Annotated in this window: 10 protein-coding genes and 1 pseudogene; 4 read left to right on the top strand and 7 right to left on the bottom strand. The window is 42.5% G+C overall.

The genetic code is table 11. The annotated features are described in order from the left end of the window. Positions 1-30 precede the first annotated feature (30 nt). The 3 genes and pseudogenes from DW862_RS00715 to DW862_RS00725 form a co-directional block, all read right to left on the bottom strand. A complete protein-coding gene (locus DW862_RS00715; RefSeq protein ID WP_004299746.1) occupies positions 31-1,983 on the bottom strand; it encodes a DUF5006 domain-containing protein in 1,953 nt (650 codons plus the stop codon). Positions 1,984-2,012: 29 nt separating this feature from the next. Beyond that, a complete protein-coding gene (locus DW862_RS00720) occupies positions 2,013-3,800 on the bottom strand; it encodes a RagB/SusD family nutrient uptake outer membrane protein (protein ID WP_004299745.1) in 1,788 nt (595 codons plus the stop codon). Between the two features lie 10 nt (positions 3,801-3,810). Continuing rightward, positions 3,811-7,138 (bottom strand): annotated as a pseudogene (locus DW862_RS00725) (SusC/RagA family TonB-linked outer membrane protein). 257 nt (positions 7,139-7,395) lie between these two features. On the opposite strand from DW862_RS00725, the gene DW862_RS00735 reads away from it, so the two are divergent. Continuing rightward, positions 7,396-11,331: a response regulator gene (locus DW862_RS00735; protein ID WP_083444151.1), complete on the top strand. Its 3,936-nt coding sequence runs from the start codon at positions 7,396-7,398 to the stop codon at positions 11,329-11,331. Positions 11,332-11,364: 33 nt separating this feature from the next. Here DW862_RS00735 and radC read toward each other — a convergent pair whose 3' ends face one another. After that, positions 11,365-12,060 (bottom strand): DNA repair protein RadC, encoded by a 696-nt coding sequence (radC, locus tag DW862_RS00740; RefSeq protein ID WP_004299741.1) that lies wholly within the window; start codon positions 12,058-12,060, stop codon positions 11,365-11,367. A 144-nt stretch (positions 12,061-12,204) separates the two neighbouring features. Here radC and DW862_RS00745 point away from each other — a divergent pair, with 144 nt between their 5' ends. Next, positions 12,205-14,220, top strand: a complete 2,016-nt coding sequence (locus DW862_RS00745; RefSeq protein WP_120067095.1) for a family 20 glycosylhydrolase — start codon at positions 12,205-12,207, stop codon at positions 14,218-14,220. A gap of 123 nt (positions 14,221-14,343) precedes the next feature. Here DW862_RS00745 and DW862_RS00750 read toward each other — a convergent pair whose 3' ends face one another. The 3 genes from DW862_RS00750 to pta all read right to left on the bottom strand — a co-directional run bounded on the left by DW862_RS00750 (position 14,344) and on the right by pta (position 17,694). Next, a complete protein-coding gene (locus tag DW862_RS00750) occupies positions 14,344-15,333 on the bottom strand; it encodes a glycosyltransferase family 2 protein (protein ID WP_087317012.1) in 990 nt (329 codons plus the stop codon). Positions 15,334-15,434: 101 nt separating this feature from the next. Beyond that, positions 15,435-16,634: an acetate kinase gene (locus DW862_RS00755; protein WP_087317015.1), complete on the bottom strand. Its 1,200-nt coding sequence runs from the start codon at positions 16,632-16,634 to the stop codon at positions 15,435-15,437. A 40-nt stretch (positions 16,635-16,674) separates the two neighbouring features. Continuing rightward, positions 16,675-17,694 carry a phosphate acetyltransferase gene (gene pta, locus DW862_RS00760; RefSeq protein WP_008024419.1) on the bottom strand — a complete coding sequence of 340 codons (1,020 nt, stop codon included), beginning with the start codon at positions 17,692-17,694 and terminating at the stop codon, positions 16,675-16,677. Positions 17,695-17,891: 197 nt separating this feature from the next. Here pta and DW862_RS00765 point away from each other — a divergent pair, with 197 nt between their 5' ends. Next, positions 17,892-18,335 carry a CidA/LrgA family protein gene (locus DW862_RS00765; protein WP_008024417.1) on the top strand — a complete coding sequence of 148 codons (444 nt, stop codon included), beginning with the start codon at positions 17,892-17,894 and terminating at the stop codon, positions 18,333-18,335. Next, positions 18,332-19,027 (top strand): LrgB family protein, encoded by a 696-nt coding sequence (locus DW862_RS00770; protein WP_117683201.1) that lies wholly within the window; start codon positions 18,332-18,334, stop codon positions 19,025-19,027. The genes DW862_RS00765 and DW862_RS00770 overlap by 4 nt, the downstream gene beginning before the upstream one ends. The last annotated feature ends 49 nt before the right edge of the window (positions 19,028-19,076 follow it).

The following is a 19,076-nucleotide window of genomic DNA, read 5'->3' on the forward strand; positions in this document are numbered from 1 at the left end:
TTCGATTAAATATCTTTATTTCAACAACCATTAATACATTGGTTTGTTACGCGTTGGAGTACCACTTCCAAAATAGTCGTAGGTTGGCTTCTTATAGAAACGTATCCAGTCGATTTCCATACGTGGCGTATCATTGCTAGACTTACTTTCCTGATAAGAAATATGCTTAAAATCGTTTGCCCAACTACCATCTTTAGCAGCCTGTTCTGCCGCAGCGTCACCAAGCGCCCATTCATTACATCCGGCAAATGTCAATAGTAAATGTAACCCTTCCGTATTGTATTTGTCCGTAAACGGCCAATGTGTAGACGAGTTCCATGAAGCCGTTCCATTAGCTATTCCGGTATAGCTGCCGTCAGTCCTCATGCGTACATTCTCTTTACCATTAATACCTAAAGCAATCTCGTTATTATCTCTCCATTCCATCCAATAGATATCGAATTCATCCATATCCGATATTATCAACTGTCCTGAAGACGGTTTATACTTATCACCGGATGAAGTGGATATATCATTCCAGTGGAAAGTCTGCCAAGCGCCATTCGGATTCGCATTGGTAGCCGGATTTTCCAGAAGATCAACCTCACCATAGGTAGACCATTGCACACCTCTGATATTTCCTTGGAACCAGACTGCCGAGTTGAAAGAGTGTTTCTTTCCACGCACACGGATTCTAACTTCCACACGAGTGCCCGGCAAAATGCGTACATTGCTGGATTCCCAAGAATCAGCACCCGTAGGCACACCATCAAACTTACTTGCATAGAGGGAGGAAACTCCAAAATCTCTTGTTCCCGTAATTTCCCCTGTCACACTGATTCCCGGATCATACGCACACCACATTTTCAAATATCCATCTTGAGTCATCGTTGCATATTTCTCATTTACAACCGCTTGTACTTTCTGTGTGTTAGCCACATTCTGTGCCGCCATAAAACGTGGAGGACGATTACCATACTGATTGGGGAGTCCGGTACCTTCTGTTAAAGCATCAATCGGATGGAACTCATAAGAATTCAGGAATGTCCATCCTTCAGCAGCTAACGCTTCATTCGGATGCGGATCACCCTCCTTTATCAATAGTGCTGACGCAGCTCTGACCTCATCCCATTTTTCTACTGCCTTTTTATTGCTGGCTGATACAAATATCTGATCCGGATCTGTATAAACCCATTGCTCATTGGTTAACTCGGTGCCCGGAGTCAAACCTGCATCCGTATCAGTAACCTTAATTTCCAACTCGTCCCCATATACCGGATGAATTTCAGAATCGGTAGCAAAAGACATAGACACAGAAGTGAAAGTATTCGGTCCTTTCTCTCCTTTCACCCATATAAGTTCAGATTCAGCTGTTTTATACCCGGCTTTCACCACCAATTCGCTCGGCAGATTCTCATATTTATCCGCATCTTCACCCGCATCAATATGAACGACTACATCTTCCTTAGCTGACGCTCCTACCGTAGCGACCAGAATAAATGAGCCATACTCTTTCACCGTATTGTCCGAATTGTTCTTCAATGACAAGATGGTGTAGTGTTTATCAGATACCACAATCGGACGTTCAGCCGCATTGATCTTGTATCCTCTGACATAAGCGGTGATAGTACCCGATATAGGATATTTAGCCAGATCGTTCTTTACCTTAAATTCGGTAAATCCCTGTTTCTCACCTTTCTTCATAAAAAGATGACCGGCAAAGCCTTCAAAGACATCAGATACAGGGACATCCTTTCCTTCTACATTCTTACCTGCAAAAGTCAGAACAACGTCTATATCTTCTTCGAGTGCCAACTGATTGTCTTGCTGATCTACCTTCACAGTAAAGGTCACATTATCTCCGATAGCAGCACTTTGAGTACTGATTTCGGCCACCAGATTCCGGGCTTCTCCGATAGAGATAACCGTCTCGGTGTCATTACAGCCTGTCATTACAAGGATAAACAGGCAAATTGGTAATAATCTATAGAAATATTTCTTCATAATCTATCCTATTATATCATTATTAATGATTACCATTTCGGGTTTTGTTTCAACTTTTTGTTCAATTCCAATTCTGAAGGAGGGATCGGTAACAGATAATCCCTATCTGCATGGAATTGATATCCGCTTGGCAGAGTCCCGGCCATCGGATCCGCCCATTTGTTATCATCAAGGGTCAGACGCTCTCTGATTCTTTTCTGATTATCCGGACTGTAAGATTTGAATAAAATAGATTCATCACCTACATAAGCACCTTTACCACGCTTTCCAACAATCAGTTTATCGGCTTTCCAACGCATGAGATCATCCAGCCGGAAACCTTGCAAAGCAAGTTCAGAACGGCGTTCACGACGGATTTCCTGTAAAACAGGAGTCAATGTATAACCGAAATCGGTGAAATTAGCATCCTTTGCCGGTGCCAGATATTTCACTCCTGCACGTTCACGAAGCGCTTTCAATGTCTTATTCGCTATATCATCGCTCCACATTTCCAGTTCAGCAGCAGCTTCTGCATAAGCCAAAAGACCTTCGGCATAACGAATAATAGGTAAAGCAGTCTCACCATTACCACTTACAAAGGTGGTATCTATTCCCAAACGGATGTGATAACCCGTCAAAGAACGTGTGTTTCCATCTCCTGCCAATTTAGGAGGACTAATAGTATTCTTCTTCTCATCCGTATATTCTTCCAGATGCATTGGGGTCGCAGTAGTGGCAGAAGCAAATTTGGCACCTTCATTCATCACCGTTTGAATCAATCTAGGGTCACGGCCTTCAAATGTTTCCTTAAAATCCTTAAATTTCTCATTTGTCGGATCAATAAATGTTCCATCGGCATTCAGATAATTATCCACCAGGCTTTGAGTAATTCCGGCAGCTCCTTCCGAGTCGACAACACCTGCCTTCAGATTACCGTTGACATCATGAAAGACTCCTTCATCACTCGAATATTTCCTCCACAATAGCACTTCGCCCATTCCTGACAAATCTTTGCTATTGAACAATGCCGCAAAAGCATCTCCCGGATTTTGCCCGGTTTTATACAGATCAATGCCACAACCGAACAGTTCATTTCCCCAGTTAATAACTTCACCCAAGAAATAATTTGATTCGTTAGTGGAAGATGCAAAATCATCGCTGCTGTGATACTTTTCCCAAGTTCCTTCATACAACGCCACATTCATTGCCAAAACCATGGCAGCTTCTTTATTGATACGAATTCCGGAATATTTACCGCGCGAATGCAACAGATTCTTCGCCTCAACCAAATCACTCAAAATAAATCGGGCTACCTCATTACGTGTCTTTGCGGGAATCTGTAATCCTGCGATTGTCGCATTCTCATCCCAAAAAGCATCCATTACCGGAATAGAACCGAATTTCTTCAATAAATCGAAATGCCAATAGGCACGTAAAAAGTAAGCCTCCCCTTTCAACGACAGTACATCTTCGTTTTCCTGTGCTTCGGGTACTTTATAATTATGGAAAAAATAGTTCACTTTACGCAGGTTCTGATAACCAGTCTGCCAATCGGAAGCTCCGCTAAACTGGTTATTCTGTCCATGCAAACGGGCATCATACTTTTCTGCAATAATATTGTCACTATTCTTTTCTTCACTGCGAACTCCCAAACCGAACTTACTAAAAGACGGCAACGTCATATATAGTCCGTTAATATAGTTTTCGACCTGTATGGCACCTGTCAGAAAATTACCGGCTTCCGGCTTGGTTATCGGTTCCCTATCCAGAAAATCAGAACAGGATGAAAATGGTAATATTGAAGCGGCTACAAAAGCCATTATATATATTCTTTTCATATCTTATGGTTTAAAAGGTAAATTCAATACCAAATACGTAGTTTTTATTCAACGGATATACCTTTCCGTTACCATTTTGCTTCATTGGGGAAGTCAATCCCGGAGCAGTTTCGTTACTACCCCCAGCCCATGTATTTACCTGATTCAAGGTTTCAGGATCGAATACGTCCGGCAAATTGTCAATCGTGAAGAGATTATCACAAGTGAAATACACTTTCAAGTTCTCCAATCCCATCTTCTTAACCAGTTTAGGCTGGAAGTTATAAGAAATCATCAAGTTTTTGAGTCGCATATAAGCTGCGTTCAATAAATAACGTGAAGTGTTGTAACCTACGTTCGCATTATATTCAGGACTGTCGGGTTTTGTCAGACGCGGCAGGTAAGCCCCCGGGTTGTACACATTATAATAATCCAAATGTTCTTTAAAGAAGTTGGAATCACCGCTAAACAGATAAGTACTTGCAGCCATCGGGAAATCACGTTTCATGACTCCCTGGAACAATGCGGAAACTTCAAAACCTTTATAACCGGCATGTAAGTTCAGACCGAAGGAGTAACGAGGAGTCGTATTACCGATAATTTTCAAATCACCGTGATCTTTCAATGTACCCGAACCCGGATCAATTTTACCATCACCGTTCGAATCGATATATTTCAAATCACCACGTTGCCAATCCTTATTCGGTTTGAAGAAAGACATGTCTACTCCTCTCAGATATTCATCCACTTCCTGGTTGGTGAGAAACAGATCATTTGCTTCATATCCCCAGATTTCACCTAAATCCATTCCCTGGTAATAACCTTTGTTACGAACCAGACCGGTGTGGTTGTTATAAATCAATCCTTCCGGATTATTGTATTTGGTTACCACTGCTTTGTAGTCAAAGATATTGAAACCGATTCCATAACTGAAACCATTCTTCAGCTGGTCAGACCAGTTAACCGACAATTCCCATCCACGGTTACGTAGCGTTGCATTATTTACTTTAGCACGTTGGTCAACAGCAATACCGCCAATATCAGGAATTGCTTCAGCCGGGCCAATCATGTCTTTGGTCGTACGTTGGTAAATATCCGCCGTAATCGTCAAACGATTGTTAAGCAAAGTCAGGTCGAAACCTAAGTTGGCATTATCCACTTTTTCCCATGTAATGTACGGGCTTACCATAGAAGGTGTTAAAGCGACTGTACCACGTACCGGAGTAGCCGAAGTGACACCGGAAAGCAACCATGCATTTGAATAGTCCGGTCTCAATGTCATGAAGTTCAGATAATCATATAGTCCGGCTCCATTCTGATTGCCTAAACGTCCGTAAGACAAACGCACTTTCAACTGTGAAACAGGCAAGCTCCATTGCTTGAAGTAGTCGGTACGGGCAATGTCATAACCGGCAGAGAAAGAAGGGAAAAATCCCCAACGATTGCCGGAAGCGAAACGTGACGAACCATCATAACGTCCGCTAAATTCCAGAAAATAGACATTCTGGTAGTTCCAGTTCAAACGGGTATAGAATCCCATGGTTGCCCAATGGTCACGCGCTTCACTATTATAGGCTTTTCCGTTTGCATTGTCAAAAGAGAATGTATCATCGCTCATCACTCCGTCTTTATACGCATACATGCTTGAGTTTTGCTGCACTTCCATCTGGAAACCGGCCATTGCCTTAAAGAAATGGTCACCCCATTGATTCGTATATGAAGACGACACACTGGGAGACAAATAATAGTTGAATTGATTTCCACGAGTCATTGATCCCCACAAAGAATTCGAATATTCGATACCGGGATAAGAATATCCCTGCCGGGGAGCGGTAACATTCTCTATGGTTCCGTCGGGCCGTGTGGTACGGGGCTGCTTCTGCAAGAATTCATCATTCTGCACATCAAAACGAACTTTCATCTCTCCGATAATGTCCCAGCCTTTCAGAGGCGTAACAGTAGCTGCAAAAGTCATGGCATCAGAAATGCGGTTCTGCGAATAGCCCACATTGTCCAGATACAAAGCTTCATTCCATGAAGGAAGATTATAAAGCCCGGAAATAGGAACTTCAGTCACCATATTAGGCTGCGAACGAGCTATCTGATGATAAAGAATAGACATATCGGGGAGCGGGCGGGAAATCAGATTCAACGTGATATTGTTATTGAAGTTAAACTTCAACCAGTCATTCGGCTTGATCTGAAATTTGGTATTCACGTTGTATTTATCCAGAGAGTCTTCTACACGATCCAGCAAACCACCCTGGTAAGTATAACCCAGACCGACATAATAAGTCACTTTGTCCGATCCACCGGAGATACTTAGATTGTGTGAATGACGCAAAGATTTGTTTTTATAGAAATAATCAAACCAGTCGGTATTGGCATACTGCGATTCACCGCCACGCCAACTGGTATTCTCCTGATTGGCGGTAATACCGGGCAGACCTTCACCATAGGGGTTCTGCAAAAACTGATTCATCAAATCAATAGTCTCCTGTGAGAAGTATGGAGACTCACCAATTGCCGAACGGTACGCATTTTTATAATTGGCAAACTCTACAGAGTTCATCATCTCGGGCATGTTGATAGGTGCACTCATACCCACAGAACCGCGATAAGTCACCCGGGCTTTATCCTGTTTACCGCTCTTGGTCGTTACTAACACCACACCATACGCAGCACGAGCACCATACACGGCTGCTGCAGAAGCATCTTTCAATACACTGATACTTTCTATATCGGCAGGATTTACATTCTGCAAGCTCTGTTCCACACCATCCACCAATACATAAGGCTCTCCACCATTAATAGAACCGATACCGCGAATATTAAATTTGATTTCTCCGCCAACTTCACCACCGGTACCGCTTTCAGAAGCATCCGAAGCAAAGTTCAAACCAGCCACATTACCTTGTAAGGCGCTGGTTACATCCGTCACAGGACGGGTAGCGATTGCATCCGCATTAACTGTTGCTACAGCCGCTGTAATAGTATTACGTTTCTGTGTGTCCCATACCGACTACCACCACTTCATCTAAAGTTTTGGAGTCTTCCTTCATCACGAACCGATTTCCTGTTAGCTTAGTGATTTTCACTTCCAAAGGAGCATAGCCCACATAGCTGACAGTTATCGTTGTACCTACTTTACCGTTAATTTTAAAGTTTCCATCCAAATCGGTAATGGTACCATCAGTAGAACCTTTCACCATAACGGTTGCTCCGATTACGGACTCGCCACGTTCGTCTACCACCTTACCAGTGATAGTGCCCTGTTGAGCAAAGAGCTCCACAGGGAAGAACAGTAAAAGCATTGAAAAGAGACACACCAGTTGCATCCTAATCTGCATTTTCTTCATAACATTATATTAAAGTTAATACTAAAAGTTTTTTTGAGTTCCATTTGCCAATAGCCCACACTATCCGGCATTGAAATACACCACAAAAATAGATTGATTGGCAGAATGGCGAGTTCATAAAATCGCCAAAATGTTTCCAAAAACATCCATATTCCGTTTTTGAACGTCTTTGTGGCGGTTTTTGGAAATATTTCTTTTGTTTTAGCGGAATTAATCATACTTTTGTTTCACTAATCTCCCCTTAATAATCTTGACTGATGAAAAAAAGTATTTGGATAAAACACTTTTTCTGCTTACTGGCTTTTCTTATCGTAGGCACATTTCCAGCAATAAGTATAGGTAACCATTACGACTTTAAACTGATTGGTTCCCAAAACGGAATGCCGTCTATCATCAGCTGTATCTATACCGAACAAAAGGGATTCATCTGGATCGGTACTCCGACAGGACTAATCAGATTTGATGGAACGGAACTCAAAAAGTACACCGCACAACCTGATAATGAAAATTCCCTGCCTAACGACAGTATCCTGCAAATTATTGAAGATAATCAGCAGACAACCTGGATACTGACCACCACAGGAATCGCCCGTTATTCTCTTATTCACGACAACTTCTTTATCCCCAAACTAAATAATCAGCCCATCATTGCCAAATCGATCTGCAAAATAGCAGACGGGCTTCTGTTCGGAGGGATCAACAAGATATATAAATATTCTTATGCCACCAACACGATTTCTCTCATACGGGAATTCAAGACCGACGAGCCGTTCATTATACGATCCATACAAATGTGGAAACCCGATACCATATTGTGTCTAAGCTGGCAACAGGGAATACTGCAAATGAACCTCAAGAATTTCGAGATAACCCCATTTCCTTTCCAATACGGGAACGACAACGTAGGAATCATCATAGACTCCCAACAAAGAATATGGCTGTCAACCTACAACAATGGCGTCAAGTGTTTCTCCGCCCAGGGAAAATTGATAGCCAGCTATACCACTCAAAACTCCCGTTTGAGCAGTGACATCGTATTGTGCATGACCGAATTCAAACAAAAAATATGGATGGGAACAGACGGGGGAGGTATCAATATCCTCGATCCCACAACCGGCAATATTACCGTACTCGAACATATCTCCGGAGATAATCATTCCCTTCCCACAAATACAATACTCTGCCTGCATAGCGACTCTGCCGGAAATATATGGGCGGGAAGTAAACGTGAAGGGGTTATCAACATTCGTGAAGTATCCATGAGAACTTACACTAATGTTGTGTTAGGGCACAACAAAGGATTAAGTCAAAGTACGGTATTACAACTATATCAGGAACCGGCTTCCGAAGAACTCTGGATCGCTATGGACGGAGGAGGTATCAATAAATTCATTCCTTCTACAGAAACATTTGTGCACTATCCCGACACTTGGGGAGACAAGATGGTCTCCATCACCGGCTTCACACCCAACGAATTGTTAGTATCTGCCTTTTCCAAAGGTATCTTCATATTCGATAAAAAGACAGGAAAGAAGCGTCCTTTCGCTATTATGAGCCCTTCATTAGAGCATCACATCCGCTATAGCGGACAGCCAATCAACTTATACCGGGATACTCCCAATTCGATCTTAATATTAAGTTCGCCTCCTTACCGCTACCATACTTCCACCCGGCAACTCACTCCTGTCCCTTGTGCCAAAGAAGTGAAAATAAAAGGCTTGTTGAGTTCCATTGGATATGATTCCACTGCCATTTACCTGAACGATCCTTATAATATATATAGACTGGATCGTAAAAAAGACACAGTGGAGATATTTGCAAGTGCTCCACAGGGATTCTTCAATGCTGTATCCAGGGATGACAAGGGCGTATTCTGGATTGCAGGCACCCGTGGCCTGTACACCTATCACCCTGATACCCGCAAATTCGAAAGAATTCCTACCACCTTATTTAATGAAGTAAATACCGTGTTATGCGACAATAAAGGAAAAGTGTGGATAGGAGCTGAACAGAAACTCTTTATATGGCTCACCGATACCAAACGTTTTGTATGGTTCGGAGAAGCGGATGGAATTTCCCCCAATGAATACTTGGCCGAGCCCCGTCTCATTTCCCCCAAAGGCAACATCTATATGGGAGGTGTAAAAGGCTTACTATGTATCAATGCAGACACTCAAATAGAAAAGAGTAGTGACTCTCCGGAAATACGCCTTGCCGAACTGACCATAAACGGAGAGAACAGGATGTATCAGCTCAATCAAGACAAGATATCCATCCCCTGGAACAGTAAAAACATTAAGATCCGTGTCATGACTTATGGTGCGGACATTCTCCGGCTCAAAGTCTATCATTTCCAAATGGGAGACCTTAAAACCGAAGGCTACAACCCAGAATTGATGATCCCATCTCTTGCTCCGGGAAGTTATCCCATCATGGTGAGCTGTAACACACAGGAAGGAAATGAAACAACTCCCCAGTTTCTTTTCACATTAAACGTACTGCCACCCTGGTACAGAAGCTGGTGGTTCGTTTCTCTCTGCATCATTGCTTGCATAGGCATTGTGGTACAAATTGTTTTCGTTCTGCTTCGACGCAAAGAAAACAAGATGAAATGGATGATGAAAGAACACGAGCAGAATGTGTATGAAGAAAAAGTTCGTTTTCTGATTAATATCAGCCATGAACTGCGAACTCCGCTCACACTCATATATGCCCCGCTAAGCCGCATATTAAAGACACTTCCTTCTACAGATGCCATTTATCCACCGTTGAAGAATATACATAAACAGGCTCAACGGATGAAAGATCTTATCAACATGGTGCTGGACGTACGTAAGATGGAAGTAGGAGAAACCAAGTTGAAACTCCAAGCCTATCCATTTAACTCATGGATAAAGGAGATTGGTGCCGATTTTACGGACGAGGGAGCTGCCCAGGAAGTGCAAATAGATTATCAGCTCGACGACAGCATAAAAGAGGTGGTATTTGACAAGGGTATGTGTACAATCGTAGTCACAAACTTATTGACGAACGCACTGAAACACAGTCCTAAAAACACAACCGTCACTATCCGTACCAGCAAAAATGACTCATACGTCCGTGTTTCCGTTTTGGATCAGGGAGAAGGTATGCAAGAGGAAGACATGGAGAAAGTATTCATCCGTTTCTATCAAGGCAAGCAGGAAATTGGCGGTAGCGGAGTCGGACTTTCATACGCCAAGATGCTGGTAGAATTGCATAAAGGTAAAATCGGAGCCATGAACAACGAAGCGGGAGGAGCCACTTTCTTCTTCGACTTGCCTTTGGGATTGGAGTCAGGCGAAGTCATCTGCCAGCCGAAACCTTACATCAATGAATTGATTACACCGGACGTAGATCATGAGATCAACGCTCCCGAGACACTCGACTTCTCTACGCAGAATTACACAGTGCTATTGGTAGACGACAATCATAACCTGACAGATTTCCTCTCCAAAGAATTGAAATCCTTATTCAAAGCAATTTATATAGCACATGATGGCCGGGAAGCTTTCGAAATAGCGCAAAAGCAAGTTCCGGATATTATAGTGAGCGATGTGATGATGCCGGTTATGAATGGATACGAACTGTGCAAAGCGGTAAAAGAGAATATCGGCATCAGTCATATTCCTGTGATTCTGCTCACGGCACGCAATGATGAACAGAGCCGACTGTATGGGTATAAAATCGGGGCGGACGCTTATCTGGGAAAACCTTTTGAGATAGACACTCTTGTTAAGATTATACAGAACCGGCTATACAACCGGGAGCAAACGAAAGAGCACTATCAACATATAGGCAACTTCCCTCAACCGCTGGAGAGTACTTTCAGCCAGGCGGATGAAACGTTCTTGTTAAAGTTTAACAAGCTCATTTCCGAGAATATCAGCAATCCGTCTTTAGATATTCCTTTTATCTGCAGAGAGATCGGAATGAGTAAAACATCTCTTTACAACAAGTTGAAGGCTATCACCGATATGGGGGCAAATGACTATATCAACAAATTCAGGTTGGAGCAAGCCATTACTCTGATAAAAACCACCGATCTGACATTTACTGAAATATCAGATCAGATAGGTTTCACTACTTTACGTTATTTCAGTACTGCATTCAAACAGTACACAGGCTTGACGCCCACGCAGTATAAAAATGAATGCAGGAGTGAGAATAAATAAGATATTCTCACTTAAATAAGGTAGTATTACTAATTAGAGTAGGCCCTCATCTGCAAAGCTGAAAAATCCGTCTTCACAAACGATGACGTGATCTATCAGACGGATATTCATCGTTTCCGCCGCTTTATGGATATGCTCTGTCAAACTCCTGTCCGGTTGGCTGGGATGAATATTTCCCGAAGGATGGTTATGCACCACCGCGATTTGTGTAGCTCTTTGCAGCAATGCTTCCCGGAGAATGGTGCGCACATCGGTATAAGTTCCGTCTATGCCACCAGTACTTATACGTACCTTATCAATTAGTTTGGTTGCCTGGTTCAATAGGAGCACCCAGAATTCTTCCTGTTCCAAGTCACACATGATCGGTTGGAAAATATCATAGATATCTTTTGAGCAAGTGATTCGAAGTCTCTCTTTGGTTTCTTGCAGCTTTCTTCGTTTGCCTAATTCCAAGGCTGCCATCACTGTAATGCTCTTTGCGGGGCCCATACCTTTGAAAGAGGAATAGTCACACACTTCCCATTTTGCCAATGAATTCAGATTGTTATCACAAGACAGGAGCAGGCGTCTCATCAATTCGACAGCACTTTCTTCCGTATTTCCGGAGCCAATCAATATAGCGAGTAGTTCGGCATCACTCAATGCGGCTGCTCCCTTCTCCATCATTTTTTCCCGTGGGCGGTCTTCCAGTGCCCACTGGTTGATGGATAGTTTGTGTTTACTTTCCATTATTAATCAAATTAAGTCACAAAGATACTCCTATATAACTGAAAAAATGAATTTTGGAAGCTATAAGTCTATTTTTAGAATCCCTTTACTTCCAAATATCGTAGTTTTGCGCTATCAAGATTAATATATAAACATCTAATAAATATGAAAAAGAGAATAAGCATCTTATCCATCTTACTACTATTAGGAATGACAGTATACGCTCAAACGGATATCCCGCAGGTGATTCCCTCCTTACAACATTGGAATGGGGCAAAAGGCAAACTGACACTACCGGAAACAGGAAAGATTATAATCGCTCCGGAAGCAGAAAGCCTGTTGAAAGAAACTGCGGAAATAATGGCAAAAGACTTAAAAGATATGTTCGGCTGGAATTATCAGGTAACCTCCGGAAAACCGAAAAATCATTCTATCTATCTGTCAGTGAAAAAAACGCCTTCATCATTGGGAGAAGAAAGCTATGAACTGGATATACGCAACCATGTAACCATCGAAGCCTCCACCGTAAAAGGAGTATTCTGGGGAACTCGCACACTGTTGCAAATGATCCATAACCAGCCTTTTGGACTCATGAAAGGAAAAGCATTGGATTATCCGCAGTATGCTCACCGCGGACTGATGATTGACGTAGCCAGGAAATTTTTCACAATGGACTATTTGCAGGATTACGTAAAAATTCTCTCGTTCTATAAAATGAATGAACTGCAAATACATCTGAATGATAATGGTTTCGTTGAGTTTTTCGATAATGACTGGAACAAAACATACGCCGCCTTCAGATTGGAAAGCGACCGTTTTCCGGGACTCACATCCAAAGATGGTTCCTACACCAAAGAAGAATTCCGCAACTTCCAGCAAATGGCCGCACGATATGGAATCAATATCATCCCAGAAATTGATGTTCCGGCACACTCACTCGCTTTCACTCATTACAATCCGATACTGGCAGCCGACAAAAAAGAATATGGTATGGATCATCTCGACCTCTATAAAAAAGAGGTATATGATTTCCTTGATACTTTGTTTGACGAATATCTCTCGGGAGATCACCCGGTATTTGTCGGACCGGACGTACATATCGGCACTGATGAGTACAACCTCAAAGAAGCGGAACAATTCCGCTATTTCACTGAATACTATCTGAAGTATATCACCAAATATGGAAAAAATCCGCGATTATGGGGAAGTCTGAAACACATGAAAGGAAATACCCCCGTAAATCTGAAAGGAAAAACGGTCAATGCATGGAATTATAGCTGGCTAGACTTAGAAACCGCACTGCAGGAAGGAGCCAAAGCGATTAATACATGCGATGCATTTCTATATATCGTACCAGCCGTGAATTACTACCATAACTTTCTGGATCATCAATGGATATATGAGAGTTGGTCACCACGAATGATGCAAGAGGGAGAAATGATAGAGCAGTCTACTAATTTATTAGGAGCCATGTTTGCTGTATGGAACGACCGTGTCGGAAATGGAATCAGCCAACAGGATGTACATATACGCACCTTTCCTGCCATGCAGGTTATGAGCGAGAAACTTTGGAAAGGAGAAAACACAAGAAACATACCGTTTGAAACCTTCGAAACGTGGTGCAGGACAACACCGGAAGCACCGGGCGTAAATCTACAGGCCAGCATAGATGACAGAAAAGACCTAACGCTTTCCGGCCAGGAAATTATCCTGCAAGGTAACGACTCGGTTCTTACCTCTATACCCGAAATCGGTTATCCATATAGTGTGGAATTTGAAATCTACGCAGATCCAAAGCCCAATATCAATGCGGTCTTATTCAAAGGTCCCCATTCTGTTTTCACCGCGAACTGGCAAAATACGGGTAAATTCGCATTCTCGCGCGACGGCTATGAATTCATCTTCCATTCCTATCGTTTGCCTGTGGAAAAATGGACAAAGGTTCGTGTAGAGGGAGATGCCAAAGGGACCTCACTTTACATAAACGGAGAGCTACAAGAACGTTTGGAAGGACGAATCGGTGTAGTTTACAATCAGAAAAGCCTGCGTAAAGACAGCATTTGGTATCAGGAAACACTTATCTTCCCATTGAAACAGATAGGCGACAAATTGCTGGGGTTTAAGGGAAGAATAAGAAATGTGATTTGCACTCCACTAAATGAAAAAAGATATAGCCTATAAAAATTTCTTCGATTGCATCCATTACTTTTTTTCCATGAAAGTATAACTTGTCTGACACCCGGGTGTCAGACAACATTCCTTTTAAACAAAAATAGGAATGGTAATAGGCAAATAAAAAATGGATTACTTATAAAAATTCTTTTGGAAAGCCTCAAACTCATCCTTCCCTCTGATACAACGCTGCCACCATGCGCGCCAAAAGCCTGTACCATAGCCGATAAGCTGTATAAATGCGGCGGCAATGGAATAAACGCCAATAGACAGACTTTTATTCTGAATAGTAGAATCAATGCATACGAGTAATGCATAGAGAATGATAGGCGTGAAACTGAAGAGGCAGAAGAGGCTTCCTAATAATAGAAGCGCCACTCCCAATGTAAATACGGCTGGAAGCAAATGCACCAGTTTCAGAGAATCCGGATATTTCTTATAAAGATTAATACGGGCAATGCCGGAGTTATGCACCTGCTTGAAGAATTTTTTCAAGTCAGTCCGACGTTTATGATATACCCAGGCATCAGGAAAAAGACGACAAGTGTACCCATTCTTAAAGATACGGATACTGAAATCAATATCCTCCCCAAAACGCATCTTTGAAAAACCTCCCAAAGCCTCGTACACTGCCCGGCGAACTCCCATATTAAAACTACGGGGATAGAATTTGTCCATCTTCTTTTTTCCGCCACGGATACCTCCGGTCGTGAAGAAAGAGGTCATGGAATAGTTAATTGCCTTCTGAATATCAGTGAAAGAATCGTGTGCACGGTCGGGGCCACCAAAAGCATCGGCAGGAGAAGTGGTGAGCTCCTTCTCTACCGCATCGAAGTAGCCTTCGGGAAGGATGACATCAGAATCCAATATAATAAGGTATTCGCCTTCGCTACGTTCTGCTCCGTAATTACGGGTTTGTCCCGGACCGGAATTGGGTTTAGAGAAATATTTTATATTCAACCGATCTGCATACCGGTCTACTACTCCTTTACAGGGAATGGAAGAACCATCTTCAACAACAACAACCTCAAAACCCTTAAAGTGTTGTACAGTAAGACTTTGCAATAATTCATCCACTTCATCGGGACGATTATAAACGGGAATTATGACGGAGTAACGCATATCAAAAACGGGATATAACTATTTGATATGCAAAGTAAGACAAAAAAAAGATGGACTCGAAATCGAGTCCATCTTTTTTTTGTATATCAGCAATAAAATTATTACTTATTCAGGATATCCATTGTATCCGATGCGATCAACAGTTCTTCATCTGTTGGGATCACTACTACTTTCACTTTAGAAGCAGGAGTAGAAATGATTGCTTCTTCACCGCGAACCTTAGCATTTACTTCGTTATCAAGTTCGATACCCATGAATTCCATATCCTTACAAACTTCACGACGACATTCCATCTGGTTCTCACCTACACCACCAGTAAACAGGATAATATCCACACCGCCCAATGCAGCAGCATAAGCACCGATATATTTCTTAATACGGTAATAGTACATCTTCTCTGCAAGGATAGCTTTCTCATTGCCAGCCGCACAAGCAGCCAAGAGTTCACGCATATCGCTTGATACACCCGAAATGCCCAGTACACCGCTCTTCTTGTTCAACAGATTGGAAACACCGGTTGTGTTCAAGCCTTCTTTTTCCATGATAAATGTTACTGCACCGGCATCAATATCACCGCTACGAGTACCCATCATCAAGCCTTCCAATGGAGTCAAGCCCATAGTAGTATCCATACATTTACCATCTTTGATAGCAGCGATAGAACCACCGTTACCAATGTGGCAAGTGATAATTTTCTGTCCTACCGGATTTACACCCAAGAATTCACATACACGTTTTGACACATAACGATGAGAAGTTCCGTGGAAGCCATAACGACGTACACCATACTTTTCATACAGTTCGTGAGGAATAGCATACATGTAAGCATAATCCGGCATTGTCTGATGGAAAGCCGTATCGAATACACCTACCTGCGGAATGTTAGGAAGAATAGCAGAAACTGCATTTACCCCTTTCAAGTTAGCCGGATTGTGCAACGGAGCCAGATCATTGCAAGCTGTAAAGGCTTCCAATACCTCCTTGTTCAGCAATACAGATTCGCTGAAACGCTCGCCTCCGTGTACCATACGGTGACCTACGGCATTGATTTCATCCAAAGATTTGATAGCGCCATATTCGGGGTGAATCAACGTATTCAGGATAAACTCAACTCCTACTGTATGTTCAGGAATATCTTTTTCCAGAATTTTCTTTTCACCATTCGGCAAAGTCAGTTTCAAGAAAGATCCTTTCAGACCGATTTTTTCGATACCACCTTGCGCAATCACTTCTTTGCTGGTCATATCGAACAATTTATATTTAATAGATGAACTTCCGCAGTTCAATACCAGAATTTTCATGTCGTTGTCAATTTAATACTTACTACCTTATATCTAATACTTATTTATTTGCCTTTGCAGCAATAGCCTGGTTAGCCGTGATAGCAATCATGCGATATACATCTTCGATAGAACAACCACGAGACAAGTCGTTTACCGGACAAGCGATACCCTGAAGGATCGGGCCGACAGCGTCAGCATGTCCCAGACGTTGAACTAACTTATAAGAGATATTACCAACTTCCAGACTCGGAACAATCAATACGTTTGCTTCGCCAGCCACAGGAGAACCCGGAGCCTTGCTTGCACCGACTTCCGGAACAAGAGCAGCATCAGCCTGCATTTCACCATCCAGATCAAGCGTAGGAGCCATCTCCTTTGCAATCTTAGTAGCTTCTACCACTTTATCAACTACTTCGTGTTTTGCAGAACCCTTGGTAGAGAAGCTCAACAGAGCCACTTTCGGATTTTCAATACCGGCAACGGCTTTCGCAGTTTGAGCAGTACAAATAGCAATCTGTGCCAGCTGATTAGCGTCCGGAACCGGAGTTACGGCAACGTCACCCATGACCAAAATGCCATTCTTTCCGTATTCAGGAGCATGAGTCAGAAGCAACATAGCACCGGATACGCAAGTGATTCCCGGAGCAGTCTTGATAATCTGCAAAGCAGGACGCAATACATTACCAGTAGTGTTGCGGGCACCAGCCAACTGACCGTCAGCATCACCGCTCTTAATCATTAAACAACCATAGAACAAAGGATCGCTCGTCAATTTGCGGGCTTCTTCGATAGTCATCCCCTTCTTTTTACGAAGTTCACACAACAACTGCGCATATTCTTCGTGTTTCGGAGAAGTTTCAGGATCAATGATAGTAGCTTTACCGATGTTTCCCAATCCCCATTTTGTAGCAAGTTCATTAATTTCTGCCGGTTTACCCAGTAAAATTAGATCGGCTACTTCGTCTGTCAAAATCATATTGGCAGCTTTCAATGTGCGTTCTTCAGTTCCTTCCGGAAGAACAATACGTTGGCGATTTGCTTTCGCACGCGCCACGATTTGGTTGATTAAATTGAGCATAGATATATTGAATATTATTATAAAACGTCCTTACAATTTGTAATTTGCGGTGCAAAAGTACTCAATTTTGCAATATCCACATTACAATTTCGGCTATTTTTCTCTCCCAAGTCTAAAATATTATAATATTTAACACTGTACTCCTATTTTTCATACCTTTGCAGTGTTTTCAAACAAAATCAATAGGTTATTAGTATATGATACGTCAGTGCGCCATTTTATTTGGCTGTTTGGCTTTGGGTGAATTAATAGTTTATCTTACGGGTATCAAGCTCCCCTCCAGCATCATCGGTATGCTGCTGCTCACCCTCTTTTTAAAATTAGGTTGGATTAAACTACACTGGGTACAGGGATTGTCCGACTTTCTGGTTGCCAACTTAGGATTCTTTTTCGTTCCGCCCGGTGTGGCTCTTATGCTATACTTTGATGTTATTGCGGCAGAGTTCTGGCCGATAGTAACAGCGACCATTGTCAGCACCGCGCTTGTACTTGTCGTTACGGGATGGGTACATCAAATCGTCCGCAAGTTCAGGCTGGCACGTCAGATTAAGCTGGCGCGCAAACTTCATCTGACGGATTTCCATCTGTCGGAGAAACTGCACCTTAAAGATAAAATCAACTTAACGAATAAAGACAAATGAGTTTCTTAGAGAATAATTTCTTCCTGCTGGCTATCACCTTCGGGATTTTCTTCTTTGCCAAATTGCTTCAGAAGAAAACAGGACTGGTATTATTAAATCCTATATTGCTGACCATCGCCCTATTAATCATCTTCCTTAAAATGACAAATATCTCATACGAGACCTATAATAAAGGAGGACATCTGATCGAGTTCTGGCTCCGCCCGGCTGTTGTTGCTTTAGGCGTACCTTTATATCTTCAATTGGAGATGATAAAAAAGCAGTTATTGCCAATCCTTCTGTCTCAACTGGCAGGCTGCATTGTCGGAGTTATTTCAGTAGTGCTGATTGCGAAGTTTATGGGAGCTTCCCAAGAAGTAATCCTGTCTCTGGCTCCCAAATCGGTTACGACTCCGATTGCGATGGAAGTAACCAAAGCCATTGGCGGTATTCCGTCACTGACGGCGGCAGTTGTTGTGGCAGTAGGTTTATTAGGAGCAATCTGTGGTTTTAAGACCATGAAAATCATGCGTGTAGGCAGTCCGATCGCCCAAGGGCTTTCGATGGGGACAGCCGCTCATGCTGTCGGAACTTCCACCGCAATGGATATCAGCAGTAAATATGGAGCATACGCCAGTCTGGGACTGACACTGAATGGAATCTTCACTGCACTACTCACACCTACGCTCCTTCGATTATTAGGTGTCTTGTAAAAACAAAATCTCTTGATTTTCCGTTATATAAAGAGTTAAACGCAAAAAG

This window comes from Bacteroides sp. AM37-9, assembly GCF_003603455.1.
GTDB lineage: Bacteria > Bacteroidota > Bacteroidia > Bacteroidales > Bacteroidaceae > Bacteroides > Bacteroides xylanisolvens.

Excerpts from the sequence above, each read along its gene's own strand:
- DW862_RS00715 (WP_004299746.1), bottom strand. The coding sequence starts at position 1,983 with ATGAAGAAATATTTCTATAGATTATTACCAATTTGCCTGTTTATCCTT.
- DW862_RS00720 (WP_004299745.1), bottom strand. The coding sequence starts at position 3,800 with ATGAAAAGAATATATATAATGGCTTTTGTAGCCGCTTCAATATTACCA.
- DW862_RS00735 (WP_083444151.1), top strand. The coding sequence starts at position 7,396 with ATGAAAAAAAGTATTTGGATAAAACACTTTTTCTGCTTACTGGCTTTT.
- radC (WP_004299741.1), bottom strand. The coding sequence starts at position 12,060 with ATGGAAAGTAAACACAAACTATCCATCAACCAGTGGGCACTGGAAGAC.
- DW862_RS00745 (WP_120067095.1), top strand. The coding sequence starts at position 12,205 with ATGAAAAAGAGAATAAGCATCTTATCCATCTTACTACTATTAGGAATG.
- DW862_RS00750 (WP_087317012.1), bottom strand. The coding sequence starts at position 15,333 with ATGCGTTACTCCGTCATAATTCCCGTTTATAATCGTCCCGATGAAGTG.
- DW862_RS00755 (WP_087317015.1), bottom strand. The coding sequence starts at position 16,634 with ATGAAAATTCTGGTATTGAACTGCGGAAGTTCATCTATTAAATATAAA.
- pta (WP_008024419.1), bottom strand. The coding sequence starts at position 17,694 with ATGCTCAATTTAATCAACCAAATCGTGGCGCGTGCGAAAGCAAATCGC.
- DW862_RS00765 (WP_008024417.1), top strand. The coding sequence starts at position 17,892 with ATGATACGTCAGTGCGCCATTTTATTTGGCTGTTTGGCTTTGGGTGAA.
- DW862_RS00770 (WP_117683201.1), top strand. The coding sequence starts at position 18,332 with ATGAGTTTCTTAGAGAATAATTTCTTCCTGCTGGCTATCACCTTCGGG.